This window comes from Burkholderia sp. JPY481, from assembly GCF_038900515.1.
GTDB classification, from domain to species: Bacteria; Pseudomonadota; Gammaproteobacteria; order Burkholderiales; family Burkholderiaceae; genus Paraburkholderia; species Paraburkholderia youngii.
The window spans coordinates 16,747-40,581 of sequence record NZ_JAYMRT010000021.1 but is presented as its reverse complement, the minus strand read 5'-3'; the positions used below and the strand labels follow the sequence as shown (position 1 = coordinate 40,581).

The following is a 23,835-nucleotide window of genomic DNA, read 5'->3' as shown; positions in this document are numbered from 1 at the left end:
GGACTTGGTCTGCTGGTCGGACCTCAAGACTTGTTCGGAATGGGCCGTTATCGAATGGGCACATACAACAAGAGAGCAGAAAGATGGCGCAGGAGTACACCGCGGAGATTGGTCGGGCACTGGGATGGGATTTGGCGCACTACGGATGGATTCCGCGGGAAGACGCCCCCGCTGATGTCAGGGAAGGACACGCTGCCGGCAAGGCTCACCATGGGCGCAGGACCAGACATCCAACGCGCTTCGAGCGCAAATGGCTGCAACTTCGTCAGAACGCGCTCCGGCGAGGCCGGGTCGTTCACGAGGGGATAACCGCCAAGTACATCGAGGCGATTGACCATGCCACCTGCCCAGTGACACTTTGTGAGATGACCCATGGGACCGGACTCGACACCGACTGGTCAGTGGACCGGGTGAACAACGATGGAGCCTACGCTGACGGCAACCTTGTCGTCATGAGCGTGCGCGCGAACAAGGCAAAGGACCGCAAGGGCTTCTTCGAAGTCTCGGACATCGTCAAAGCAAATCGCGACATGGACGGTTTGACGGCGAAGGAATGGGCTCGCTTGAAGTGCATAATGCTCGGGGCATGCAATACGGGCAACACTTTGGGCGGCGAATTTCCGCTTGTCACGCGCATTCCCAACCGATGCACTCGTCCACCTTATCATCAGTTGCAGCACATCGCTCTTCTTCTGGCCGCAGCCGAATCGACCAAGCGAAACGCGGGCATGCGCGAGCTAAACCGGGTCCAGGTAGACAAGAACGCCTGCTCGCTGCTGCAGTTAGCTGTCGAGCGCCTGAGGACAGTGCTGAAGACTGTCGATTACAAATACGAAGCTTGTTGCGATACCACTTTTCAGGGTTTATTGGCTCGATGGGTGGAGCGCATACCGGTAGCCAATCAGGCTGCTTATAAGAAGACTCTTCAATCGATGGCTGGTGGGGAAAATCTGTCGGCAAGCGCGCTACGAAATTGGTCCCTAGTGAGCGGTGGCTATTTTGCACGTTGACATGTGACCCGGGAACTGAACCCCACTGTGAAGCCAGTTTCATCGGCGGCGCGAAGACGCGTGCAGCATTTTCTCTTCCCAACCGCGTGATTACTGGGTATTCGGTACCAGAGTAAGCCTTCGTGCTTGTCTACTATGAAGCGAGAAGTTGAGACTACTGAGAAAAAAATCATGCTACGAAAAACTACTGCCACGCTGAAGACCCTTGCAATTGCCAGTCTAGTGCTGGTTTCGTCACGTATCTTTGCGGCTGATGAAAGCCCTTGGTTGCTAAACACCAATGTCACGGAGGCTGCGGCAGTGCGGCTCGTGCATATCCATTATGTGATAGTCGATAGGTTCGGCAAAGTGGAACGCGCGACTGATGGTTCTGCCTTTCTATTGGACGGACAGCACGCAATCACGGCTGCTCATGTTGTCCGAGAGGCGTTTGAGCATCATGAACCCATAATGGTACAAGTAGGTGCCATGCGCTCCGGTAACTATTTGACCACAGCTAAAGTTGAGCGCATCGACTTTCGACGGGACTTGGCGATGCTGTTAGTTAACACATACAGTCTTATTCCGAACCCCCAGAACGCCGAAGAGTCCCTGCTAGTCCCAGGCGCTCCTGAATTAGACAAAAACCCTGCTCGGGTTTGCTCGTCGAGGGTTCCTGCAGGCAGCCAATATGCACTAGGTGGGCTGGCAAAGGAGTCGACTGGTAACGCGGGAGAAATAGAATTTCATTGGATTCCCCAAAAATTCGACGCGGTACTGGACATGACCACTTTGCCTAAGCTAACAAGTGACTCACAGATACCCAATTGGAACTGGCATCCCGGAGACCCTGTACTGGTCCTCGCGGTTTCAGCCAATGAAGGGGACTCCGGCGGTGCGGTTCTGTCGATAGACGGTTGTTTGATGGGAATAACGAGCGCGCGCGCCACGATACCGTATCACGACGTCTCAGCCCGAACTGTGACTCTCGCGGTGCCAATTTCGACCGGCGACCCGTTCCTGAAAGGGACTAAGGCCGGGCAGCCATGACATTGGTAGTGCATGAGTAGACTTGCGTCGCTGCGTTGCGGATTGCAATGCGGCGCGCTTTCCGGGGCGGGACTTTGTACATCCCGCTTTCCAGATTTGCCAGAGCTTTGGGAGAAGTGCGACCTCGGCTGAACTGGGTGACTTCTCGGGCCTTCAGCTTTTGGGTTTATGCGATTTGCATAAAATGCATTCTGCGTGATTCGCGAAGAAAACTCAAAAGCAAGGCGAGCCGTGCCGTTGACGTTGGTTGCGCTGCGCCCTAACATGTGGGCAAATAAAGCGGGGCGGCTGAGAAACAAAAAAATATAGCGCCTAATTTCGTCGATGTGGGATATTTCCGCTCCGCACATATCCTTTTTTTAGATGTTGGGCCACTCGCGGAGACGAGGTGTCACGTCGTCGATTGCATTGATTCGATGTGGCTCTGCGCATCCACTCAGAAGAGCGAGACCTAGATATGCAAATGCTGTTGACCTCTCCCGACTCAGTTCTGGTCTCGGGGACGCCACACCCATCTATCGTTAAAGTGCTGGCTGACTTCGCAGCGGCAGGAAACCCGGTCGCTCTTTTGTCGAATCACTCAGAACCTCTCTGGTTCCAGCAAGCATTTGCCAACACAAAAGTTCAATTCCTTCGCAGCCCCGGGCGGCAAGATGGAGGAGTTGTCTCGCATAATGCAAATCGCTTCAATCTGCAAAACCACGACGTGCTGGTACTGGCGTCGAAGCTAGACGACATCCAGATGGCGAAGAATGGTCACGCTGTGGTGATTGGGGCAGGGTGGGCGAACAATAAATACGTTGCAGACTTGGGCATTCGAGCCGCGAATCCCACGGAGCTAGCTCAAGTCATCTCCTTGACAGCGGGATGGCAGGGGCAATGGTGGTACCAAGGCAACACGCCGGGGTACAGCGTGCACGTGTTGGCCGACCTGTCTCAGATGGGCAAGGGAATCGACCAACAGATATTTGCAGGAAAACTTAAGCAGACTGTCAAAAATGGAGGCGTCCACCTGAATGCGTTGCTCGCGGTGACTGCACGGTCGATGATGTTTATGGGTGCCGGTGGCGTCTCAGACCTTCTGTGGGGCGTCTACCCCTCGTCCAGCAGCGACAACTCTGATGACGAGACGCTTAGCGATTTCACCCATCGGCTTCGCACGACGGTTTCGCGCGTCCGAATGGCAGAACGCGGTCAGCCTCTATTCATTCGACACACGCCTTCGGTCAAGCGGTCCAGTGGTAGCTTTAGCGGTGACAGGCGAGACCCTACGGGACAGGTCACGACCATTCATTTGAATCCCTTCTACGCGGGCAAGCTCCGCGGGAAGAACGTTGTAGTGGTCGATGACTGCACAACGTATGGCGTCTCCTTCGGTGTCGCCGCCGCCTTTCTGCGTAAGGCGGGAGCGGCGTCAATTACCGGAATCGCTCTGGGCAAGTTCGGAAACCAACTCAGTGCTTACCACATCGAGTTGAAGACGGACCCGTTTGCACCGGTGCAGGCATCAGACTTCACTTGGTCATATAGCGCGTTTCCCGGTAGCACCAACTACGGAAGCCAAGCCGCGTTGGCATCGCTGTTGGGATAGCGCCGTCAGGCGGACACTCGGTAAGGCAGAAAAAATCAAGAACTACTCCGAACTTGGAGACCAGAATGACCAACGTTGTTTTGTTCGACTTCGACAGTACTTTGGTGAAAACGCGTTCGGTTCGGGAGATACGGGAGTCCCTCGAATACGATTTGCTCACACCGGAGACGATGGCGCAGGTCGCGCCATACCGACCCGTTCCAGAGTTGATTCGGGAATTGAGAGAACGAGGCGTCCTGCTCGGAATTGTGTCGAACGCGGGTCGAGGCTACGTCGACCGCATTCTTGCCCATTTGGAGATGCGAGACGACTTTGACGTGGTTGTCACGTATTCCGATGTCAAGCGCGCGGGCAAGGAGCCGAAGCCGGCGCCCGATGGAATCCTGCTCGCACTTGAGCGACTTGGGGAGGAACCCGGTCCAAACGTTCTTTATGTCGGTGACGAGTACATCGATATCGTGGCGGCGTACAACGCTGGCGTTACGCCGGTCGTTCCAACCTGGGCATCACGCGAGACTGTCTCAACAGCGCCAGCGGCGACCTTGTCGTCGCGCAACCTGATTGACTACTTTGACGACCCGGGCGACTTTCGCTTCTTTGCGGAGCGCGCTGCGGAGAACCAGTCTATTAACTTCACCCGAGGCGCGACGTATTTCCTGCCTCTTGACCTTTCTGGCAACGTCGTAACCGTCGTCGAACAACTGCGGATTCTGTGTCTCGGCCGCTACTACAGCCAGAAGGCAGTGGTTACGGCCACACTCCACGAAGCGCATGCGCTGTCACAAGACATCGTACGCAAAGAAAGTGTCCCGCAATTTGAGCTTCAGTCATATTGGGTCGACGTTGTTTTGCACGTCCTTCGACGCGGCCCGGAATACCTGTTCCACAATGAACATCCCTTTGACCTCATCACTGTCGTGCCAGGGAAGGTCGGCGGTCACCCTCGCTTGGAAAATTTCCTTCGACGCGTACAGCAAGCTGCCGGGCCAGAGTTCGCCGGAGTGAGTTTCGATGCCACTTTGTTGCGGTATGCCGACGATGCACAAAAGCAGAAGACCCTCTCCGCCGACCAGCGGGCGGCAGAAGCCAAGCGAGCGCTACAGCTCGCAGGGGGTTCTGCCGAACGCATCCAGGGGCGCCACGTTCTCGTAATCGACGACGTTGTGACGACGGGGTCAACTATCGCTCGCGCCATCGACCTGTTGGAAACAGCAGGGGCGGCATCGGTGACCGGCTTGGCCTTCGCGAAAACGGTGAGCGTTCAGCAGGATGACAAAAGCTGCCCGCGGTGCACGCGCCCGATGCGGCTTCGTCGCAATCAGGTCGATGGAACCCATTTCTGGGGCTGCTCAGGGTACTATGCGGACGCGGTACCCGACCGATGCAACTACACCGAGGACATGCACCCAAAATACTGCAGGGTCTGCGACAGACTAATGGTCCGCCGTACCAATCGACAGAATGGCAACCGGTTTTGGGGCTGCACCGGATACAATCAGACACCGTCCTGTAACTACACCGAAGACATTCAATAGTGGCTGTATCTGACTACACAATTCGTGTACTGATTGCGAGCAAAGTGAAGGGGGTCGGCCGGAAGACTCTCCAAGCTTTGGCCGCAGAGCCACTGTTTTTTCAAGTTAAGCTGGACGATTTGGCTGAAACCTTCCCCGAACTCGCGCCGCTGCAGCCTGCGAGCTTGGGCTATGACAAGGCGCTCAAGGCGGCGGAGGATGACCTTCGGCAAGCGTCAGAACGTGGCCATACGATATTGAGTCCGCTGGACCCAGAATATCCGCAGCTTTTGGCAGCAACGGAAGACAGACCTGCGCTTCTGTATGTCGCGGGAGACCCTGCGCGATTCTCTACCAAGGCTATAGCGGTCATCGGTACTCGAGAGCCGTCGGAGCACGGAATCGAAACCGCTCGGCGAATCACTCAGTACTTTGGGAATTCCGGGTGGCAAATAGTCAGCGGGCTTGCTCTTGGCTTGGACACTGTCGCACATAAAGAGGCGCTCAAGCACGAGAGCTCGACGGTGGCCGCTATGGCTCATGGACTGGACGCCGTCTATCCCAAATCGAATGCTTCTTTGGCCGAGGCCATCGTGGAGACGGGCGGCTTGCTAGTCTCAGAGTACCCGTATGGCACCCCGGCATTTTCAGGACACTTTGTCGAACGCGACAGAATCCAAGCGGCGCTCGCGAAGGCAGTAGTGATGGCTCAATCTGACAGGGGCGGTGGTAGTCTGCATGCGAGTCGGGCCGCACTTCGGTACGGTCGATTTTTGATAGTCCCGTTCGCGACGCACAGGGATGTCGACAGCGGGTACGAGAAGGCGCGCGGCAATATTGCATTGACCACCGGCAGTGTCAGCGAGAAGCTCTCGATACTCAAGTGCCAGGAGTCCGACTTGGAGCGCCTTATCGCTCTTCGGTCGAGAAACGACTACGAGGCGATTGAGTCAACACTGCTTGCGTGAAATGTAAGCACGCGGCTCCCGCTCCAGTACGGTTACCGCCAACCCCGGGGTTGACCGCGATTTGACGAGTTCGGAAAATGCCGGCTTTCCGTCACCATCATCTCGACATCGGTGAGATAGACGAGCACAAGTACCTCTCCGTCGCGGCCGCGAGCGCTGTATTCCATGACCTCGTATTCGTCGATGTCGTCATTGTCGAACCACACTTCCGCAGGTTGCTTTCCCTGCGACTCCTTGCCTAGCGTCAAGACGTCGTAGGCGAGACTGTCTTCGTCGAGGTGACGTTTGAGGAACCACCTTTTGGGGACATCTGGTGACCGCGATAGCCACCGCAGTTCATTCCCACGGTAGCAGGCAACGATAAGCGGGAGCGTGTCGATTTGTGCAAGTCGAATACAGGTTGCAGTGCGACTCGTCTGGAAAATCTCAGCGAATTCGTTGATGTGCCTGAAGCCGGGGCGTCCAACGGTCTTGACCATCGGCTGCAACAGCGGACGTGGCATCAAAAGATGGGCTGCATACTCGTCCGCATGTTTTTCTAGGTCACTGTTCGATGCAAGGTTTTCGCCTGGGTCGTCTACGCGACAACGGAACGACTTGCCGCGATGCATTTTCCAATGGCCAAGTTCATGCCCAATGGAAAAGCGCTCTCGTCCGACGACGTTCGATGGCCGAATGGTTGCAATAGCTCGATTTCCGTAACCGACAAGAGTTGCCTCACAGCCCTCCAATTCATCGAACACGACTTCGAGGCCAGCATCGTAGGCAAAAGCTTCTACATCCAACTCGTCAGGGGACGTAATACCGAACTCCTCTATGAGACTCTCAGCGCGCTCACCAGGGCTCATTTTTTGTCGGCCTCGCCTGAATCTTGGGAGCCCTCCAGCCTTTTGAGCTGGGCATAGATTCGTCGCAAGTCGGACTCTGTCATTTCATCCAGATTTCGCGCAGCCAAGGTGTATTGGCCGTCGTTCGATGCTTGCCGTATATAGGCCTTGATTTCATCTAATTTGACGTCGTGTCGGCCCGTCAGGCCTAATGTGCGACCTGCGGACATCGATTCCCTAGCTGCAGCGAGCCGCTGTTTCCCGGCGGCGGACTTCGCCGCTTTTAGCAGCTTCAAACCGTTTTTCTTGGCCGCTTCCCCGTCCCTTCCCTCAAGGACATCTTCATCGGACATGCCGAGCAGCTCTCGCTCCAAGGCATCCGACAGGTGGTCGAAGGGCTCGCCCTTCGTCTTAATGTTCATTGTTTCACCCTTCCTCTTGAGGTGCGAGCCGGCGCAGCAAACGCTTCCGCGCTGCGTCAAAGCGCTTCTTGTCCCAACCTAGCTCGGCCGCCGCTTCGGTGCCGCGCGTTCCCTCAATCCACAACATAAATAACAAACCAGCTTCCTCATCGTCGGATAGTTCCGATTCAATCTGCTCGACCAGTTGCCGGCCGGCGAGCCAGTCGTCCGGCGTTTCCGACGTTGTAGCAACCGCGTAGGGCCGACCGCCCTCTTGGTCGGGAGTTTCATCGGTCGTCGATACAACCGCGAACGTGTCAATCGGACCATTCATCTCCTTCTTGAGCTCATTCGAAGAAATGCTCCGCATTGCGCCGAACAGGGCCTTGAGCGGCTCGAGGCCCCTCGGCCACCTACGACGCATGTTGAGGAACTTCTCCATTGCCATCTGCAGCAAGTCGTTGCCCTCGCAGCCAGCAAGGCTTCTTGACAAAAAGTCCGCGTAAATCTGAGCCCGCGTCCAGTCAGCTTCGCTCAGCTTCAGCAACTCTTCCTCGACCTCGCGTTTGCTCAGCCGGCTGTCGTTCTCCACGGTCTCGGCCATCCCCGTACCCGCTCCTGATATATGACTCTTCAACCGGCATCGGTGGACGCGCTAAAAATATTTTTATGTTCGGCGTCCACGGACGGCTTCTCGAGAGTCCTGTCCAGTAAGGGCACAAGCGCATGGTGCGTAGCGCCCACACTGTATAAGGACAATTGAAAGATGGTAAATCGCAAAACTCGCAATATCAACAGGGACTTGGCGCATCTCCGCGCGGGCGAGCAGTACCTACTGGGACTGCCGCTCAGCACGATTCAGCCGGAACGGCTGGAACGTGCCGGCCTCGGTACGCGTCCCGTAAATGGCACTCGCGTGCTACCGCCGGCGGTCGGCGGCGGGGCGAGCCGCCGCAACGCGAATGGGTTCGACATCATTCATCGCGACCGGCCAAAGGAAACGCGGTATCGCCAAATCAGCTGGACCTGGACCGAGCGCCACGGCCGCGACACCGTCGAGCAGACGGGGGTGAAAGACGTGCCCTATCTGCGGTACCCTCGTACGTTCGTTCCTCCCTACGCGGTTGAACTGCAGATTCAGATGCGGCCTGACGGTGCGTCGTTTGTGGTTGCCGGGCCTTTCACCGTCGGCAGCGACCTCGACACGACCGCGACCAACACAGCAAACGTCTTCTGTGAGCAGTTTGGCGGCTTCGAAGTGTTGTCGTTGGCCCTCGGCTCGTGGGTAGCGGCTCCTGTTCGCCGCGTGAACTGGGAACTGCTGCCGCCCGGTCGCAATCCCTGGCTCGGCGCAAAGCCGGCGCTCGACCGCATCGTCGCGAGCGCTCCCGCAGGCAATCGCGAAGTCATCGCTGCTCGCTTTGCCGCCATCGGCAAGCACACGCCCGATTTCGTCGCAGTTGGCGCGGCCGGTTTCGATGGATACGCCGTGTTCGGATTCCCGAGCCAAGGTTTTTGCCTGCTCGAGAGCCGGCAGGTGAACAACGCAACTTATGTGCTTTCCGACACTAACTGGGAACGCGTATCACAGATGTCGAAAGCCGAAATCCTCTCGGCTGGCGCCCACGAGGGGCGGCTTATTCACACGCGCAGCTGGTTTGATGAACTCGAACTGGTGTTTGCCCGTCCGAGGCGCCGCGCAGCCTAACCAAACCGAAAGGCATACCTCACGACTAGGGGCGGGAGAGCGTCGCGGTTTCAGCGCGACGCCTCGCCGAAACAGAAAGGAAATCGAAGATGGCGAACCCGCGCGAATGCGATGAGCAGCAGAAGTTACTCCTCGAAATCATCAAGCGGTTCCTGCGACCACGCAACTTGTTCGAACAGTAGTTACAGGTCAAACTCTTCAACTCGAGCAAGCAGCATCCGCTTACATCGACAGCCCGTACGACCGGTCGTCCCGAGATATGCCCAAGATTTTTGCCCAACGTGCGCCCTCCATTTCCATTGACTTGGTTAGCGCGCGAGCGTTGTCGCCAATTGCCTGAAAAATCATGTACGGAGGCAGTTCGGTCGAAATCAAGCCCGACTGGTCGCTCAGCCATTTGAACGCGGCTTGCACACCATCAAATGATGCTGGCGACTTACTGCACAACGCTCCGGTTAGTAAAGTTGGAAAGGATTCGCCACAATCGCGCCAGTCAACGTCACAGCCAGTCGCCGTCCAGGTGCTCGCCGAGGTCTTCTCGGTGAAACCATAACGTCGATTTATCGCCGCCTTGGACTGCGGAATTGCAACCGCAGGAATCGAGGCTAGGCCACTGTTGCGTACGGAAAGTAGCGCGTGCATTGAGAAACTGCCGAGGTCGGGGCCGGTGGAGCTTTTCCAGGCACTGAAACTGTCGCACACCATCCTGCCAAACATCAATCTTGTCCGTTTTACGGTCGTCCCTCTTGAACTGGATAAATGCGAGGCGCACACGAACGGATTTACCAAATTTCGTGCAAAGCGCAAGCATGATGTCGGCGCCCGTCCTAGTCTCGGCTTTCTTGTTGAGGAACGTTCCGCGCACCGCGTGCACATATCCATCGGGCAATCCGAGTGCAACGCACAAACTCGGACCCCAAGCCCGAATCTGCTGCTCCCACGCATTACACCAATCAATGGCGAACGCGTCTTCAGCATAACCGGCCCCGTATGCCTTCGCGTGGTAGTCGCTCGTTGCCTTGATTGCTGTCCAGAAGGTAATCCAAGCGTCTGGCCGGACGAAGCTTCCGGGCGTCACCGCTGCTCTGAACGCGACCTGTAAGCGGTCTTGCGGGTCAGTCGCGGGTGGCTTCACCGCGGGTTTAAGTTGTCTCGTGATACCTTCTGCCGTTGCGAGTGCGTACGCGGTGCTATCTGAGCCACTCAACTCGCTCGCACAGTTCGCCACTAGAAATTCACTGTGAATTTCTAGTGCTTTTTTTAAGATGCCTGCTTGGGCGACTCGTGTCGGCAACTCCCTGCGAGCAAACTCTTGCAGTTCTCCGAGTTGCTGCGTCACATAAATGAGGTCAAGTTGCATGGCGCCGGTAGGGAGGAGCGGCTCCTGGTATTCAATTCCAAGTGCATTGTTCCCGTGCTGCAAAATTGCCCTTGTATAGACCTGCGCCAGGTCGTTCAGCTCCTTTTCGAGCTTTTTGATTTCGAGGAGATAGTTGGAGCTGTCGTCGGATTGCTTCACCGTTTTGACGGCGCTTGGGCGATTAACTAGCTCGTATGCCTTGAATTCTGTTACTTCTACCTCAACTTGGTTCGAGCGCTTACCCACTACATCGCGTTGCCGTTCCAAGGCTCGCGCATACTCTTTTCGCAGCAACAGACGGCTCCAGAACGGTTTCGCTTCAATCGCCTTTACCAGACGAATGGCCTCTTTGAGCTCTTGCAATGTAGCTTCTTTCGAAGCACTCAATTGAGGGTTGGCCAGCCAGAAATCTTTCTCGAGAACGTCATCGACGGTTCCATTGACAATCCGCTTTTCCGATTCAATCTTTAACTTGTTGAGCGTTTTTGACAGGCTTTCTACGTTTGGTAAGAGCATTTTCAATTATTCGCTTTTTCGCTGATGAGGTCGTGTGCTGACCGCATCTCTCGCAGTCCTTTGGCGGGGGCGAGACTTAAGGGACACAGTCCAACTATGTCGGTTCGTGACGAAGACGTTTTTCGCCGACACGGTCTGTGATTTGCTCTTCACTCAAGCCGGGTCGAAGAAAGCCGCGACGTCCGCATAAGACAACAGGTCGATGGAAGCTGCGCCCAGTTTCAAGAGCGCGCCGCGGTGCCGGTCGCTCAGCCACAAGCCCCGGCCTTCACCGTGCAACACTGCCCGCATATCACGGATGTCCGAAGGAGAGGCGAACAGTTGAGTCAGGCAAGTTTCCGGGTCGACACGGCCAGCCTCCGCTGCTGCGGCCAAACTATCCATCACCCACACGAGGGTGGGCGCGCCCGGCATTGCCAGCAAATCCCCGACCTTGATTGGCGTCAGAGTCGCCTTTTCCGCGTTCCAGCCGCCAAACTCGATGCACGCAGACGCTTTCCGGGCGCCCTCGTCTGTGTCGAAAATCAATGAAGAAACTTGAGGGATGTAAGCGTTCACTGTCGGCATTTTTTGGTCTCAATGTTCGATTGTCAGATTGCCCAATCAATGACGGGCCATCCGGTTAACGGTCGACAAGGCCACGCCTTTAGCGGTGACGCCATATGCTCCGCTGCCACGACTACCCCGTTTGGGGCCTTTACCGAACTTCTGATGTTGTGTCCCTTGGATGTCTTTGCTGGCCAGGTTGCGGCCTCCTTTCCACATTTCCCATGATAAAGGGGTGTCGCGTCGACACGCAGGTCTGTAGGGAACGTTGCCGAAAGCGCCTTTGTTACGCGATGCTGTACATCTATACCGCATCGAGGACGTCGCCGTGCCTCCTCGCACTATGCCGCAGGTGCCTTCGCTGTCGCTGGCAGAGCTGCGTCGAAGCATGGGTCCGGTTCGGAGGACGACGACACGGTCCGGCGCCTGATAGCTGAGGTCGTCAGGATGCCCAGCTTGTGGTCCAGATGGACGCTCTTTGCGGAGCAGTTCAGCGGGCCTGGCGCGACCAGGCCCGCTCGAATCGGGTAGCACTCAAGCGCCTGCGGATTTTGTTCAACATGGATGGTAATTGCGCTGTGCAGCGCAATGATGGTGACTGAAATCGTGGGTGGCAGCCTGTTTGGCTCACTGGCGCTCGTCGCCGACGGCCTGCACATGTCGACACATGCCGGCGCGATGTTGATAGCGGCGCTGGCTTGCACATATGCCCGCAAGCACGCTACGGACTCGCGATTCGTCTTTGGGACCGGCAAACTAGGTGGCCTTGCGGGCTTCACCAGCGCCATTGTGCTGGCGATGATTGCTCTGCTGATTCGATATGAGGCTGTATTGCGCTTCATCTCACCCGTGCCCATCCACTTCAACCAGGCTATTCCCATCGCCGTGGTTGGCCTGCTGGTCAATCTCGCCAGTGTCTGGTTGCTGAGCGGGGGCCATCACGACCGACATAGCCACAGTCATGGACATAGCCACAGTCATGGGCACAGCCACGAACATGAAGACGAACATACCAACGAGGATGAGGTTCAACGCATCTTCGATAGCTCCGGGGTGTTCGCCGTGTCCATCTTTGAAGATGGCGTACCGCCGGTGTTCCGGATTACGCCCGAGACAACGACTTCGAGGCAAACCGCGGATGCTGTTTCTGTAACGACGGTTCGACCCGACGGCAGACGTCACGCCTTTTCGTTTGCTGACTGGGGCGATTACCTAGAATCGAAAGAAGAGATTCCCGAACCGCATGCGTTCAAGGCCGTCGTTCACCTGGCGGACCAATGAACATCGAATCGAATTCGAAGAGCACAGCCATGACCATCACGACACGCATGCTGCCGCGACTCGTGACCACAATATCCGGTCCGCGTACATTCACGTCATGGCAGACGCAGCCGTGTCAGTGCTTGCAATCATCGGTCTGTTGCTCGCACGCGCATACGGCTGGCTCTGGATGGACCCGCTCGCGGGTGTTATCGGCGCACTTGTGATTGCGAACTGGTCGTGGGGCCTGATGCGCGATACGGGAGGCATTCTGCTCGACATGAGTCAGGACCGACGAATGGCTGACAACGTCCGTCACGCGATTGAAGACAATGGTGACACGGTGCTCGACCTTCTTGTGTGGCGTCTCGGTCCAGGGCACATGAGTGCTGTCGTATCGGTTGCGACCAATGAGGTGCAACGCAGTCCGAGCTTCTATCACGCTGCTCTCAAGCGTTTCAAGGGACTTTCGCACGTGACAGTTGAAGTCAACTCGACCCGATTTACAGGATAAGCGATGGCAGTGCAATCGCCATGCATCGATGTATGCAGCCTTGATGGCAAGACAGGCTACTGTGTCTGTTGTCTTCGAACGCGGGAAGAAATCCGGGACTGGAAAAAGATGACCGACCACAGGCGCCATCAGGTTCTCAAATGACAGGCCCCGGCGACAGGCAAAGTTGAAACGTGAATCGACTGTATCCAACGCTGACACGTGTGCATCAACCGAAGAGCCACGCAGCAACTGAGGTCAATAGTACCAATGCCCACGATGGGCGCCGTAAAGCGCTTACCAGAGTTACGGGCAGACTTCGCAGAAGCAATATTGATATCGCGCGGATATACCAATAGCGGATGATGGACCCAGCCACCATGGTATTGCGGAGACTTGACGGCACACCAACCTAGTTTTCCGTGCGACCTAGGTTGGCCCGCAAGATTTTGCACACAATCGCGACGCTGCCGTCATCGGGCTGATAGCAAACTCGCTCCGTGTCCCAACTCGGAGTCCGACTCATGACGCAGGCGGTGGCTTCGCCGTTGTGTGCGTACGCGTCGAGGCGTGTCACCGGCTCGACCTCCATATCGCCTCCGTCTTTGCGACCGATAAAAACGGTGAAACAGTCGCCTCGCGGGGGCGGGGTCGCGTACTTCTCGGCCCACATCTCTAACAACTTCCAAGTCTCTTCGAGCGTCGAGAAGTGCTCCGTGTGATGGGAGGTGATACACCCTTCAATGACGCATATCTTTACGAGAGATAACATATCTCCGAAGAACTGACCGTCATACACCGATACGACGAGCAATGCCTCGTCTTCGCTTGCCATGATTGGCTCCTCGTTGGTACTCGTCAGCTAGGCTATCGGCGAGACGCAGCGCGATGCGATATCGAGCGCCTCGCCGTATTGCTTGCATCGGCGATTTGTCTCCTAGTGACCCTCTACGCGACATCACCAGGTCGAAAATCATTTCTGCTGGCAGGGCTGGTGGAAGGCGTCCGAGCAGTTTGGCCAGTCGGTGTCGATTGAGGGTGTTGTCCCCCAGAAACGCGGGGTAGTGTAGGTGACCGTCAACTCGCATGGCAGAGACATCGCCGCGGCGCGCTAGTCGGGCCAGTTCTGCGCGGGAAATGCCTTTGCGCCGGCAAAACTCCCCGGACGACAGGAGAATCCGTTTGCGCACAAAGGCTCGACGGACAAGTCTGGCAGAGCGCATGGCCTCACTCATTGGCGTGGCAATCGATTGCTTGCAGTGGCTCGGAAGACAAGATGACAACCCACCGCGGGTATTGCTTGTCTGTCTGGGGATTCCAGCCAAGGGAGAGCCCGTATTCGGCCGGGTGATAGACGCTCGAAAAAATCCCGTCAGCTGACGTGTGACGTTCACATGTCCAGACGTCCCTCGCGATTAACACGTGAGTTACCTCTTCGGCAGCGCTGACATCGGCATACGGCGCAAGGTAGAGGACGACCGCATCGGGGTCGGCGTCTTGCAGGCAATGCAGCAGGTCCCTCACTTTCACGATTGCGCCTCCTCCTACATAGCCGCCACAACGAGCCGAGGTTGCGGGCGGTCACTATTCGCACGCGCGTTCGAGCCACATTCGCAGCCGTCTGCGCACGAGCAGGGCGCCGAGTGCGGTATCTGAATCTGTGCGCAGGAAATGGTCTTTATAGGCGGCCACGGTCCACGCTTCGGCATCCACCGCGAACCAATTTGTGAGACCACACTTCTTTGAGTGGCGGATGATACACGCGGTCTTGGATGTACCTCCGACCTCGCCGAAGCGCAGAAATGTATTGAGCGTCGTATCCTAAACCCTCCAACGCAGCTCGTTTGGTAACAGTACAGTGGCTTTTTCAGCGCCTAAGGTGCGCAGCGTTGGTCTCCGCGCCGTCGCCGTCGTATATCGTGATTTGGAGCATGGGGACAGTCTTCACTCATTCGTCACAGTTTTGCTTCCGACTTGGATTTTTCGGCGTATCCGCCGCCTGCCTGTGCTCACAATGCCGCTAGCTGGAAGCCGTGTTGTTGTCCCTGCGTTGTACTCACGCGCGAGCCGGGCCGGCGACACTTCGATGCGCAACTTACGGAAAACTTCTGCCGCGATACTCTCGAACGGCGCCGCCGGCGCCAGCTAGCCCGTCCAATTATTGATACAAGTATTGCAGTACACCCCTTTGCTCACACGCAGAAGTCGACCATCGCTCAACCGCCGGGACAAAACCCGACTAACTTGAGCGGCGCTTCCAAGATGTGCGACTTCTGAGCGCAAAATAACGACGCTGCGTTGCCGGATTGAGCGGATGATTCGGCTTTCAATAGTCATCGGCTGAACACTGTGAATCAGCATATGGAGGCGGGCATGATAGTCAAGGAGCTACTGGCGCGGCTAGCGCACGTGGACCCGGAAGCGGAAGTGCTATTCCTCGGCTCGTACGCCGACGTGAGCGAAGCCGATGAGGTGCAGCACGTAGACATCCGCTCGGAAACATGGACACACGAAAAGGGCATGTGCGCCGGCGAGCAATACGAAGCGCGCTACCCCGGCAATCCTGCTGAGCGTGAAAGCGACTACACCAATGTCGTGACCTGCCGCGTGCGGGTTGTGGTGTTGTCGGCAGGCCCAACCAACCTGCGCTACGCATCCTTTTAGCACTTAACGCTGCCCAACAAGGAAATCCTGCCAATCGTGTGCCCACGCGCACCCGGGAAGCGGCACGCCCGAGAACTCGATGCTCCTCGCGAAAAACGTCCTTGCGGGCTCCGGGATTTCGGCAAGGCGTACATACCGGCGCCCGCCGTCATCTACATGCACGGGCACATCAGGGAGCGAGGGCCTTGGTGGCAATTCTTCCCAGCCGCCAGTGAGCGCGGCAGCAATCGCTCTTGCTACCAAGTCCCATACGCTGGCCGACCAACGCGGGTAGTCGCATATATAGGCAGTGTCGCCAACTGAACCCAGACGACTCTCCTTGAGGTCCACCTCGTAATCAGCAAGCGCACCATTGCGGACGCGGCTTATGTCGGCAGTGGCGATAACCCGCTTTCCGCTTTCCCGACCCCCTGGCCACAGTTCAACCGTTACACGCAGCAAGGTTACTCTCCTATAGTTTTCTGAAGCTGCTCGGCCAGCGCGACAGCGTTTTCAGGTGTCATCGGTAGCGGCTCCAATGGAGCGACGTGCAACACCCAGTCGGCGAGGCAGCGCACGAGCGTGCCATCGTCGGCGGAGAGATTCAGTGTCGCCAGTGTGCGTGTTACGACGGCCTGTACGCATTCTTCGACGCTGTTGACAGGTAGGCCCTCTGTATCGACGCGCTGCAAACAGCAATCGTAAAGAGCATCAAAGGCCGCGCGGAGACGGGTCGATGGCGTCAGCGATACTTCGCGTGCATCCCGAATAAAGGCCTCGTAGCTCATGATTCGCTCGTGAATCCGTCAAAGGACGAAAACGGTTGCGACCAGACGCGGCCATGCCTTCCGAAGTCTCGCCGGCACGATGTACGGCGCCTCAGGCAGTTCATCTTCGGCGATATTTTCCGGCGTGGGCTCCGGCTGATACCAAAGGTCGCGTTCGAGCAGCACGTGTTCGAACATCAGCGCCCAGCGTCCATGCAGCACTTCCGGCGAACAACTGGCGACCCATGCGAACAGGTCAGCCGACTGTAACGACCACGGAGCGGCGCGTTCTGACTCGTCGTCCGCGACCAGGCTGGCGACGACGCGGTCGAGCCACTCTTGCAAGCTGAGCTCGTTGCGCTGTGCCGAGACAACAGCCGCAGCCATGACAGCAGGCGACATATGAAGAACGGTTCGTATTCCTTGAGATTGTCTATCCAAGAAGGTCGATTCCATTCAATGGCCTCCGTTCGTGTGTGGTTTGATGGGACGAAGAATGGAGCATGGTTACGGAATATGCACGCACTTTTTATTACGAAATTCGGCGGTGACTACACGCAGTGATGCTGGCTCGTTGCCGGCGATTTCGAGGTCATCGATGAACAGAGGAAGAAGAGGAATAACCGCTGCCGATGTTGTACGTGCGTGCGTCGCGTTGCGCAAGCAACGAAGGCGCATCAGCGCAGTGAACGTGAGAATCGAACTTGGAACAGGCAGCTTCGGGACCATAGGGAGGCACTTACGGATGCTGGCATTTTGCGAGTACGACACCCGTCGGTCTCGACCGTAGGCGCTTTTCGGCGTTCCATCAACGGTCTATAAAAGTCTTGAATTGCCGGCGTGTGTGGTTGAACGTCGAAGACGGCTCGATGTCGATACCTATACGCTGTTCACACAACGGTGTTCACACAAGGGAATACGCTCGAGTGTGAATTTCATTATGCCTGACGTTGCTCTGGCTGCATGTGAGCAAATGGCTGGGGTGTACACGAGGCGCAGTGCCGCGTGCATTGACGCTGATGTATTTTTCGCGTAGAAAAATCGTGAACTGATTATTGGGGGGGTCCGCTATGCGGACCCCGATTGCTTTTAATTCAGACTACGCAAGGGAAACGGTCTAGAACGGGCCAACTGCGGTTACAAGGCTGCAATCTTTTAAATCCCCTGAATCGGACGAACCAAAACTATGACGCGCTTGCTCATCTTGGACTGATGCGGTCTTGCGTGCCGGTCTGGGTCTCCTTCTAGAACCTTTGGAAATCACACGGCCTTCCTGCCAGTCCGTCTTCGAACCCCACTCTGGAGGGTTCGTTCTTGTCAATGATTTTCGCTAATTTTTCGTCGCCGTATTTTTCTCCGTGGTAACAACGACGGAGACCGCGGCAATAAGCATAGGCATAGTCAAACTGTTCAACCGTCTGATAATAATTCAGAAGCAGTTTGGCGGCAGTGATGTGTTTGATAGATTCCGAATGGGCAATCGTAGTCATAGGAGCATGAGATAGACGGGTTCTGGTGCGTTAAGTTGACGCTGCGGAAAATTCTTGGAAAACATCGAATTCGGCGAACTGGGCCTATAGGCCATTTCGATGTTCAATCCAGTACTTGGCGGTTGTTGCTCGCTTCAGTAGAGGACTCGTCGGATTTTTATCGCTAAACGCTTGCCGGATTTCAAGCGCCCATTTGATTTGCCTTGGTGACCCGGAGAGTTCTGGTAGGTTCCTTGCCGCGGCTGCAACCTGTAGGCTCTGAATTGCATCTGCCGTCGCGCGAGCTTTCGCGGCTAACGCTTCGCAATACGTACACGGCCCCGTGGGTTCCGAAAGTCGAGCGACAAGTCCGTCCACAGACCTGGCGAAAATTTCACCGAAATGGCCGCAAGGCTTGTAGCGGGTGACGGTGAAGCTGTTCAGTTCAAGCTGGTCATTGACGCTTACTTCGGTAACCTCAAGCCGCTCGCCGTCGGCGGTCAGTTCGTCGACCTCGGCTTGCACTTGAGGAAGTAACTCCATTCGCCGCTTGCCTTTCTGCCGTGCATGCATGACTTTTGCAAAGTTTTGCGGACTCATGGTCCGTAGGCGTTCGGCTAGCTCCTGGCGGTCTAGCCCGACGAGCGAAGTTTCGACCAGCTCGAAGAATACCTCGGGACCTTCGCTCCTGTTCGATTGAGCATATCCATATGCCCTGTACACGCCATCGCCGGTGAGTGCGTAGTTGACCGACCCACTTCGCTTCGAGCCACTACGGTCGTCGTGCAAAGCGAGGCGTTTTGTAATCAACTCGCCACGCTCCGACATCCCTACGATTTTTTCACAGATTCCAGGACCGTATGCGCCGCCTCCTGAAACCACACCGTAAAAGTATTCTAGGTCCGCGCCGGATTTTCCGAATCTAAGTTGGTTCATGTTCCCTGCTGTATGTGTTGAGCGTTACAGCGACGAGCGTTGGATTCTCCGCCTGTGAGGACAATCGAAACTCGAGTTCTAGTCTGCGATTTCACTTCCTGTTGTCACACAGATGAAGCGGACGGACGCTAGCAAGCTCGTCATATCACATTGCGTCTTGAACATATAGCAACGAGGTGTTTATATCGACGGAAGAATCTCTTTAGATTTGAGTTTTTTGCCACGTCGATGTCAGGGCGGGAAGGCATGGGCGCGACCACTGACGGGTAGACAGAGACGTCTGTGCACAAGAAAAGGCCACCCATCGAGGGTGGCCATAATGCTGTGCGGCGTGTTCACGCCGCCTGAGGAACTTCCGGCTCGGTGACCTTTGGGGTCGTCGGTTTCCCGATTTTTGCCGCTTCAAAAGCGATGATGAGCAAGGTACCTGTCGGCTTTCCTTCGCGAGACAGGTAGAAGTCGGTCTTCAGCTTTCCCGTCACTTTCACAAAGTCGCCCTTCGAAAGCTGCAAATCTACGTCCCGCATGACCCGAACCGAGTACCAGGTCGGACTATCGTCTGTGCCGCGCTGACTTTCGCACATACGAAATTCCCAATACCCTTTCCCGCTCGCCTTGGCCTCTTTCCGGACCGGCTCGGTTGCGACGTTTCCGAATGCCTGCATGATTTATGTCCTCAATCGATTGAAGATGGGGAGGTCCCATCTCGTCGTATAGCAAGTGCTATGAATCGATGTTTGGTACCGGTTGCCGTAGCGGCGAAGTCGGTCGAGTCCATGTTCCAAGACTCGACGGTCGTCGATACGGCAGGTAGTTTTCGGCAAGCCAGCCGCTCAAAGGGTGTTTGTTCTTGGCGTCAAGGCGGACTTTCGGAAGCCAGGTGGGAACGAGTTGAATGATGACGTGGCCGATGCATCGACTATCAAGGCCAATGCGACCGTCAGGCCGCTCCTGCTCGACTTCGGTCCACACCTCAAAGATGCCTTCCTCAATCTCGCGGAAGGTCCGCTCCCCTGGCGCATGAGGTCTGTCCGATGCATACTCCTGGTCTCGAAGAATGGCGAGAGCGCGTTTGAGGATGCGCTCGTTTTTGGTGTGCACAACTACCCGCCGTAGTACGTCACCTGTTACCAGTTTGCTGCCTACGCGTCGCGTCAGTCCCGCGAGCGCCGCTTCACGGTCGGCGCCGCGCTTGCTGCGGTCAATCTCGTGCCACGTTACTCCGTCGGTCTCATAGGAAATGACGTCGGGGCGGAGAATGCAATTCCGGTTGCCAGCAAGAACCGTGGCAAATCCCTGCTTCACGGCGCTGCCGCTCTCGCGGTCTCGATTCAGGTGCTGGAGCGCTTCTGATTCCGTTTGTGTGGACAGGCCTCGTGCCTCGCTGGCGAGCGTGACGAAATGAATCCAGAGGCTATGTTCCGGATTGCTCATGTCGGCGACTCGCCGTACAGATGGCGAGGCGTCCATGCCGTGCTCGTCGAGCCATCGGGCGCCGCGCTCCGTTAGACCATAGACATGCTGAAAGCGGTCCGTGCGATAACGAAGCAGCAGCTTCTCTTTTGTCATCGAGCGCATCGCCCGCTGCGCTGCCGACAGTGCGGCTTTGTAGGGACGCTCAGGAAAGCAGGCGATGGCGACGTCAATAGTACGGATAACGCGAAACCGGTTTGCGAGCGACAATGCGCGAAGACGAATCGCGTGACGGAGCTGGTTGGGCGCAATGGTGGCAACAAGGCCGCGGTCAATTTTCCGCGCCGCCGGTTTTCCGGTCGAGTGTCCTGTTGATGCCGCCGGGAGCATCTCGGTGGTGCCCTCAGATGGCGCAGCGGATGCGACCGCCGGCGTCTCATGGTTTCCGCATTTCGTGACGCAGGGTGCATCAGGCGGTGTCGATGTGTGGTCAACGGCGGTATCCGTCGCGACTGTCGAATGAGTCTCCGAGATACCGATGCAGGTATCGTCGGTGACTATGTTTTGTACTTCGTGTGTTGGGCGCATTGATGTGCTCCAAGAGGGGGACGTTTTCGATGCCGCCGTGCCATCGCCTGTATCGTCAGCGCACATGGCGGCGGTACGTCCTATAGCAACGCTACGCTAGCGCCCCACAATAAGCTGCCCACCATGTGCGCCAGGGGGACGTTGGTGGCGTCAACGACTCGTCGCCCGGCCGGACGAGGGCAGGGGGCAACTGTCTCTTCCCCTCGACCAGCCTTGCGCGCTTGGGGCGCGCAGCACCGATGTATTCGTCGCGACGTCCAACAAAGCGACTGTTCTTCCCGCCCGGCTGCGCCGGTGCGGAACCCCGCCGCCGCCCAATACCGTTTTCTCAATGCCCGATGTTCTTCGATGGTCGGCGACACCAACTGTGCTCTCTGCATGGCGTGCTGTCCCGGCTGCCCCGCGGTGCGCAATCAACCGACTCATCGACGCAGCGCGGGGACCCCGCGCCGATACCGTGCTGCGCGCTGTTGCGCTTGCACGTGCTCGCGAGGAAGCCATGCGCTGGGACGGCGGCGGGGTTCCGCCCCGCCTTGCCGGTCCCGGTCGCGCGCAGCTTTTCTCCCGTAACCGTGCGCCCAACGCCGCAGTGACCCGTGCACGCAGCGAGGCGCCTTTTCACGGTCCGCGGCTGCACGCCGCGCCGTCCGTCCGCTTGTCCGCCGATGTGCGCAGGTTCGGTGCCGTCGGGCCGGGCGTGCATAGATGACGCACTGACCGATGCTGAGGGTTCTCTCATCGCGTATCCCGATGACGCATGCTTTCGAGGAAGCCTGCGTCCACCGACCACGCCGCCCTGTGTTTACAGGATGCGTCGTCGCCGCACCCATTGATACCAACCGTTTTATCCAACGAGCCTATACGTTGTATCCCTTACTCGTGGAGACCACGAAAAATGAAACTTCGTCTTTTTGAACGCAATGGCCTAGCGATGATTTATCGCGAACAATATTTTCCCAAAGGCACCCTCAGCGACACATACAGTCGTGTGCAGAGTGAATTTGTCGGCGGGGTGTCGATGGGGTCCTCAGAGGTTCCTTCACGCCTCGCGGCGAAGCTGTCGCCCGCGGAGCTCGCGGATGTCATCGCCTTTTGCCTGCGCAAGGAGGCCTCAGATGAAAATTAACAAGCGCAACGGACGAGCGTCGCTGTACCGCTTGCGGTACGTGCGAAAAGGCGCTGAGGGCAACACGCACGGCTTTCACGACCCTAAATTTGTCGGCAGCTTGCCCCTCGACTCGCAAGAAATTCCTGAGCAACTGGCGGCAAAGCTGACGCCAGCGGAGATTGCCGACGTCGACAAGAAGGTCATAGTGCCGGCACGGCGTGCAGCCGAGTATGCGCGGAGAGAGGAAGAAGCAGCCCGTAGTGCGAAAGCGGCCCGTGAGCGTGACCCGCGCTGGCGTATTGAGGAGGCGCTGCGTCTGCTGACAGAAGCCGAAACGTTAGCTTCTGATACGGGGTTTCGGATGGATGCGACTCGGGTAAAATCCTTGTACAAGACGCTCGATGCAGTGGCGGCGAAAGCCAACGCGCGCCCTGACCCGTTGGACGAGATTCTGCGGTCGGTTGTGTCGGCGACCACGGTCATCAACTCGGGCCATTACGGCCTGGCGCCCGCCGGTAACGTGCGCGATACAGCTGTCTACAAGCGGTGGCGTAGCATCGACGAGGCCGTCAATTCGGGGAGGGATAGCCTGCTTAAAGCCTTGCAGGCCAAGGGGTGGGTGAAGGTGAGAGGGTAGCTGCTCATGGATTATTGTTTCACACATGCATTCAGCTATGGAAAGGCGATGACGAGCAGGTACGCCGAGATTGATGCGGACAATGTGGCTTCTGAATGAATTTGGCCGATGAACCGCAGTGACCACGAGGGCGACCGCCCTAAATTGCTCGGCGACCCAGCCGCCAAGGCTGTTCGAATCACGCTGCTGCGCGAGCCGCACATTGCACCACTCACGGATTTTGTGGATGAGCTTCGGCATGAAGCGGGGCCAGGAGCGGCAGTTCCCGACTTTGACCCGTGGGATGCTGGGGTAGCCGCTGAAGTTCTTTTTTTGCTCGAGGCGCCCGGTGCCAAAGCCGTCGCGTCCACTTTCGTTTCACGTAACAACCCAGACGAAACAGCGAAAAACATGTTCGAGCTGAATCGCGATGCCGGCATTGCCCGTACGCGGTCCCTGCTTTGGAATGCTGTTCCTTGGTACATCGGTGAAGAAGACAGAACGCGTATTCGAGCTGCCACGGCAGCAGACCTAGAGAGGGGACTCGAACCGCTTCCCCGACTGATTGGAATGCTCCCAAACCTGCGTGCTGTCGTTTTTATGGGCGAAAAGGCACAGAGGGCGCGAGAGCAAGTCGAGCAACTGCGCCCAGACCTTGTTCTTTTTTCGTCTCCGCATCCAAGCCCATTGTTCGTTAACAACCGTCCGGGCAACCGCGACATTATTCTCGGCGTCCTCCGGGAAGTTGCGAAGTATCTCGACGATTCTCCCGGAGCCGCGCCGATGCCGATTGCGTCGGCGAATACTTGCCCTGCTGTGTCGGATAAGCCGCAGCCTGAAACAGTCGCAGGTTGCGTCAGCGCTGTGCTTCAATCGCTTTCCGTCCTCGCCCAGCAGCCTCAGGAGGCGGGAGAAACCTTGTCGCCTTGTTTTGCTTCGGAAATTGCAGCTCTCCGAAAGGCCCTGGAGCTTCTCGGCGTGGCTCCCAAATAAGGCATTGCAAGCAAAAGGGAACTCCCGTACGCAGGAGGTACTGGATGGGGCGAACAAACACACGCCCTGCCTCCAAAAC

The 23,835-nt window shown here is 57.0% G+C and carries 24 protein-coding genes and 2 pseudogenes; 13 read left to right on the top strand and 13 right to left on the bottom strand.

Annotation, left to right across the window (positions count from 1 at the left end):
- The first annotated feature begins 83 nt into the window (after nucleotides 1-83).
- The 5 genes from VSR82_RS32915 to VSR82_RS32895 all read left to right on the top strand — a co-directional run bounded on the left by VSR82_RS32915 (nucleotide 84) and on the right by VSR82_RS32895 (nucleotide 6,112).
- A complete protein-coding gene (locus VSR82_RS32915; protein ID WP_498858429.1) occupies nucleotides 84-1,010 on the top strand; it encodes a hypothetical protein in 927 nt (308 codons plus the stop codon).
- Nucleotides 1,011-1,181: 171 nt separating this feature from the next.
- Nucleotides 1,182-2,039, top strand: a complete 858-nt coding sequence (locus VSR82_RS32910; RefSeq protein WP_498858428.1) for a trypsin-like peptidase domain-containing protein — start codon at nucleotides 1,182-1,184, stop codon at nucleotides 2,037-2,039.
- A 457-nt stretch (nucleotides 2,040-2,496) separates the two neighbouring features.
- Nucleotides 2,497-3,630 carry a phosphoribosyltransferase gene (locus VSR82_RS32905; RefSeq protein WP_498858427.1) on the top strand — a complete coding sequence of 378 codons (1,134 nt, stop codon included), beginning with the start codon at nucleotides 2,497-2,499 and terminating at the stop codon, nucleotides 3,628-3,630.
- Nucleotides 3,631-3,695: 65 nt separating this feature from the next.
- Nucleotides 3,696-5,165 carry an HAD-IA family hydrolase gene (locus tag VSR82_RS32900; RefSeq protein WP_498858426.1) on the top strand — a complete coding sequence of 490 codons (1,470 nt, stop codon included), beginning with the start codon at nucleotides 3,696-3,698 and terminating at the stop codon, nucleotides 5,163-5,165.
- Nucleotides 5,165-6,112: a DNA-processing protein DprA gene (locus tag VSR82_RS32895; protein ID WP_498858425.1), complete on the top strand. Its 948-nt coding sequence runs from the start codon at nucleotides 5,165-5,167 to the stop codon at nucleotides 6,110-6,112. The genes VSR82_RS32900 and VSR82_RS32895 overlap by 1 nt, the downstream gene beginning before the upstream one ends.
- 32 nt (nucleotides 6,113-6,144) lie before the next feature.
- Here the strand turns inward: VSR82_RS32895 and VSR82_RS32890 are convergent, their stop codons facing one another.
- From VSR82_RS32890 to VSR82_RS32880, 3 genes are read right to left on the bottom strand one after another with little or no spacing between them, the layout of a single operon-like run.
- Entirely contained in the window at nucleotides 6,145-6,960 is an 816-nt protein-coding gene (locus tag VSR82_RS32890; RefSeq protein ID WP_498858424.1) for an ImmA/IrrE family metallo-endopeptidase, read from the bottom strand.
- Nucleotides 6,957-7,361 (bottom strand): hypothetical protein, encoded by a 405-nt coding sequence (locus tag VSR82_RS32885; RefSeq protein WP_498858423.1) that lies wholly within the window; start codon nucleotides 7,359-7,361, stop codon nucleotides 6,957-6,959. Before VSR82_RS32885 ends, VSR82_RS32890 begins: the two co-directional genes overlap by 4 nt.
- A 4-nt stretch (nucleotides 7,362-7,365) precedes the next feature.
- The gene (locus tag VSR82_RS32880) at nucleotides 7,366-7,944 is read right to left on the bottom strand and encodes a hypothetical protein (RefSeq protein WP_498858422.1); all 579 of its coding nucleotides are present in this window, start codon (nucleotides 7,942-7,944) and stop codon (nucleotides 7,366-7,368) included.
- A gap of 162 nt (nucleotides 7,945-8,106) precedes the next feature.
- On the opposite strand from VSR82_RS32880, the gene VSR82_RS32875 reads away from it, so the two are divergent.
- On the top strand, nucleotides 8,107-9,048 hold the full coding sequence (locus VSR82_RS32875; protein WP_498858421.1) for a hypothetical protein: 942 nt from the start codon (nucleotides 8,107-8,109) through the stop codon (nucleotides 9,046-9,048).
- A 499-nt stretch (nucleotides 9,049-9,547) separates the two neighbouring features.
- On the opposite strand, the gene VSR82_RS32870 is transcribed toward VSR82_RS32875, so the two are convergent.
- Nucleotides 9,548-10,930, bottom strand: coding sequence for a hypothetical protein (locus tag VSR82_RS32870; protein ID WP_498858420.1), 1,383 nt, complete (start codon nucleotides 10,928-10,930; stop codon nucleotides 9,548-9,550).
- Between the two features lie 147 nt (nucleotides 10,931-11,077).
- Nucleotides 11,078-11,491, bottom strand: a complete 414-nt coding sequence (locus VSR82_RS32865; protein ID WP_498858419.1) for a hypothetical protein — start codon at nucleotides 11,489-11,491, stop codon at nucleotides 11,078-11,080.
- A 537-nt stretch (nucleotides 11,492-12,028) separates the two neighbouring features.
- Between VSR82_RS32865 and dmeF the strand changes: the two are divergent.
- Nucleotides 12,029-13,244 (top strand): annotated as a pseudogene (gene dmeF / locus VSR82_RS32860) (CDF family Co(II)/Ni(II) efflux transporter DmeF); the annotation flags it as partial.
- 3 nt (nucleotides 13,245-13,247) lie between these two features.
- A pseudogene (locus VSR82_RS32855) lies at nucleotides 13,248-13,479 on the top strand (DUF1289 domain-containing protein).
- Between the two features lie 156 nt (nucleotides 13,480-13,635).
- Here VSR82_RS32855 and VSR82_RS32850 read toward each other — a convergent pair.
- The 3 genes from VSR82_RS32850 to VSR82_RS32840 form a co-directional block, all read right to left on the bottom strand.
- Complete coding sequence (locus tag VSR82_RS32850; RefSeq protein WP_498858418.1) at nucleotides 13,636-14,058, bottom strand: hypothetical protein; 423 nt, start codon at nucleotides 14,056-14,058, stop codon at nucleotides 13,636-13,638.
- A gap of 392 nt (nucleotides 14,059-14,450) precedes the next feature.
- Nucleotides 14,451-14,753, bottom strand: a complete 303-nt coding sequence (locus tag VSR82_RS32845) for a hypothetical protein (protein WP_498858417.1) — start codon at nucleotides 14,751-14,753, stop codon at nucleotides 14,451-14,453.
- A gap of 615 nt (nucleotides 14,754-15,368) precedes the next feature.
- Nucleotides 15,369-15,560, bottom strand: coding sequence for a type IV toxin-antitoxin system AbiEi family antitoxin domain-containing protein (locus VSR82_RS32840; RefSeq protein ID WP_498858435.1), 192 nt, complete (start codon nucleotides 15,558-15,560; stop codon nucleotides 15,369-15,371).
- A gap of 36 nt (nucleotides 15,561-15,596) precedes the next feature.
- Here VSR82_RS32840 and VSR82_RS32835 point away from each other — a divergent pair, with 36 nt between their 5' ends.
- Nucleotides 15,597-15,887 (top strand): hypothetical protein, encoded by a 291-nt coding sequence (locus VSR82_RS32835; RefSeq protein ID WP_498858416.1) that lies wholly within the window; start codon nucleotides 15,597-15,599, stop codon nucleotides 15,885-15,887.
- A 443-nt stretch (nucleotides 15,888-16,330) separates the two neighbouring features.
- Here VSR82_RS32835 and VSR82_RS32830 read toward each other — a convergent pair whose 3' ends face one another.
- Both VSR82_RS32830 and VSR82_RS32825 read right to left on the bottom strand, forming a co-directional pair.
- Nucleotides 16,331-16,654 (bottom strand): hypothetical protein, encoded by a 324-nt coding sequence (locus VSR82_RS32830; RefSeq protein ID WP_498858415.1) that lies wholly within the window; start codon nucleotides 16,652-16,654, stop codon nucleotides 16,331-16,333.
- A gap of 18 nt (nucleotides 16,655-16,672) precedes the next feature.
- Complete coding sequence (locus tag VSR82_RS32825; RefSeq protein WP_498858414.1) at nucleotides 16,673-17,089, bottom strand: hypothetical protein; 417 nt, start codon at nucleotides 17,087-17,089, stop codon at nucleotides 16,673-16,675.
- Nucleotides 17,090-17,117: 28 nt separating this feature from the next.
- On the opposite strand from VSR82_RS32825, the gene VSR82_RS32820 reads away from it, so the two are divergent.
- Nucleotides 17,118-17,423, top strand: a complete 306-nt coding sequence (locus tag VSR82_RS32820; RefSeq protein WP_498858413.1) for a DNA-binding protein — start codon at nucleotides 17,118-17,120, stop codon at nucleotides 17,421-17,423.
- Nucleotides 17,424-18,207: 784 nt separating this feature from the next.
- Here the strand turns inward: VSR82_RS32820 and VSR82_RS32815 are convergent.
- The 3 genes from VSR82_RS32815 to VSR82_RS32805 form a co-directional block, all read right to left on the bottom strand.
- Nucleotides 18,208-19,038 (bottom strand): hypothetical protein, encoded by an 831-nt coding sequence (locus VSR82_RS32815; protein WP_498858412.1) that lies wholly within the window; start codon nucleotides 19,036-19,038, stop codon nucleotides 18,208-18,210.
- Between the two features lie 335 nt (nucleotides 19,039-19,373).
- Complete coding sequence (locus VSR82_RS32810) at nucleotides 19,374-19,703, bottom strand: single stranded DNA-binding domain-containing protein (protein ID WP_498858411.1); 330 nt, start codon at nucleotides 19,701-19,703, stop codon at nucleotides 19,374-19,376.
- Nucleotides 19,704-19,761: 58 nt separating this feature from the next.
- Entirely contained in the window at nucleotides 19,762-21,039 is a 1,278-nt protein-coding gene (locus tag VSR82_RS32805) for a hypothetical protein (protein WP_498858410.1), read from the bottom strand.
- An 895-nt stretch (nucleotides 21,040-21,934) separates the two neighbouring features.
- Here VSR82_RS32805 and VSR82_RS32800 point away from each other — a divergent pair.
- From VSR82_RS32800 to VSR82_RS32790, 3 genes are all read left to right on the top strand, one after another.
- A complete protein-coding gene (locus tag VSR82_RS32800) occupies nucleotides 21,935-22,165 on the top strand; it encodes a hypothetical protein (protein ID WP_498858409.1) in 231 nt (76 codons plus the stop codon).
- Nucleotides 22,155-22,784, top strand: a complete 630-nt coding sequence (locus tag VSR82_RS32795) for a hypothetical protein (protein ID WP_498858408.1) — start codon at nucleotides 22,155-22,157, stop codon at nucleotides 22,782-22,784. Before VSR82_RS32800 ends, VSR82_RS32795 begins: the two co-directional genes overlap by 11 nt.
- Nucleotides 22,785-22,892: 108 nt before the next feature.
- Complete coding sequence (locus VSR82_RS32790; RefSeq protein ID WP_498858407.1) at nucleotides 22,893-23,756, top strand: uracil-DNA glycosylase; 864 nt, start codon at nucleotides 22,893-22,895, stop codon at nucleotides 23,754-23,756.
- Nucleotides 23,757-23,835: the final 79 nt, after the last annotated feature.

What these genes read in the sequence shown, in the direction of transcription:
- VSR82_RS32915 (WP_498858429.1), top strand. Translation starts at nt 84, where the DNA reads ATGGCGCAGGAGTACACCGCGGAGATTGGTCGGGCACTGGGATGGGAT.
- VSR82_RS32910 (WP_498858428.1), top strand. Translation starts at nt 1,182, where the DNA reads ATGCTACGAAAAACTACTGCCACGCTGAAGACCCTTGCAATTGCCAGT.
- VSR82_RS32905 (WP_498858427.1), top strand. Translation starts at nt 2,497, where the DNA reads ATGCAAATGCTGTTGACCTCTCCCGACTCAGTTCTGGTCTCGGGGACG.
- VSR82_RS32900 (WP_498858426.1), top strand. Translation starts at nt 3,696, where the DNA reads ATGACCAACGTTGTTTTGTTCGACTTCGACAGTACTTTGGTGAAAACG.
- VSR82_RS32890 (WP_498858424.1), bottom strand. Translation starts at nt 6,960, where the DNA reads ATGAGCCCTGGTGAGCGCGCTGAGAGTCTCATAGAGGAGTTCGGTATT.
- VSR82_RS32885 (WP_498858423.1), bottom strand. Translation starts at nt 7,361, where the DNA reads ATGAACATTAAGACGAAGGGCGAGCCCTTCGACCACCTGTCGGATGCC.
- VSR82_RS32880 (WP_498858422.1), bottom strand. Translation starts at nt 7,944, where the DNA reads ATGGCCGAGACCGTGGAGAACGACAGCCGGCTGAGCAAACGCGAGGTC.
- VSR82_RS32875 (WP_498858421.1), top strand. Translation starts at nt 8,107, where the DNA reads ATGGTAAATCGCAAAACTCGCAATATCAACAGGGACTTGGCGCATCTC.
- VSR82_RS32865 (WP_498858419.1), bottom strand. Translation starts at nt 11,491, where the DNA reads ATGCCGACAGTGAACGCTTACATCCCTCAAGTTTCTTCATTGATTTTC.
- VSR82_RS32850 (WP_498858418.1), bottom strand. Translation starts at nt 14,058, where the DNA reads ATGGCAAGCGAAGACGAGGCATTGCTCGTCGTATCGGTGTATGACGGT.
- VSR82_RS32840 (WP_498858435.1), bottom strand. Translation starts at nt 15,560, where the DNA reads ATGACTATTGAAAGCCGAATCATCCGCTCAATCCGGCAACGCAGCGTC.
- VSR82_RS32835 (WP_498858416.1), top strand. Translation starts at nt 15,597, where the DNA reads ATGATAGTCAAGGAGCTACTGGCGCGGCTAGCGCACGTGGACCCGGAA.
- VSR82_RS32830 (WP_498858415.1), bottom strand. Translation starts at nt 16,654, where the DNA reads ATGAGCTACGAGGCCTTTATTCGGGATGCACGCGAAGTATCGCTGACG.
- VSR82_RS32825 (WP_498858414.1), bottom strand. Translation starts at nt 17,089, where the DNA reads ATGGAATCGACCTTCTTGGATAGACAATCTCAAGGAATACGAACCGTT.
- VSR82_RS32820 (WP_498858413.1), top strand. Translation starts at nt 17,118, where the DNA reads ATGGGACGAAGAATGGAGCATGGTTACGGAATATGCACGCACTTTTTA.
- VSR82_RS32815 (WP_498858412.1), bottom strand. Translation starts at nt 19,038, where the DNA reads ATGAACCAACTTAGATTCGGAAAATCCGGCGCGGACCTAGAATACTTT.
- VSR82_RS32810 (WP_498858411.1), bottom strand. Translation starts at nt 19,703, where the DNA reads ATGCAGGCATTCGGAAACGTCGCAACCGAGCCGGTCCGGAAAGAGGCC.
- VSR82_RS32805 (WP_498858410.1), bottom strand. Translation starts at nt 21,039, where the DNA reads ATGCGCCCAACACACGAAGTACAAAACATAGTCACCGACGATACCTGC.
- VSR82_RS32800 (WP_498858409.1), top strand. Translation starts at nt 21,935, where the DNA reads ATGAAACTTCGTCTTTTTGAACGCAATGGCCTAGCGATGATTTATCGC.
- VSR82_RS32795 (WP_498858408.1), top strand. Translation starts at nt 22,155, where the DNA reads ATGAAAATTAACAAGCGCAACGGACGAGCGTCGCTGTACCGCTTGCGG.
- VSR82_RS32790 (WP_498858407.1), top strand. Translation starts at nt 22,893, where the DNA reads ATGAACCGCAGTGACCACGAGGGCGACCGCCCTAAATTGCTCGGCGAC.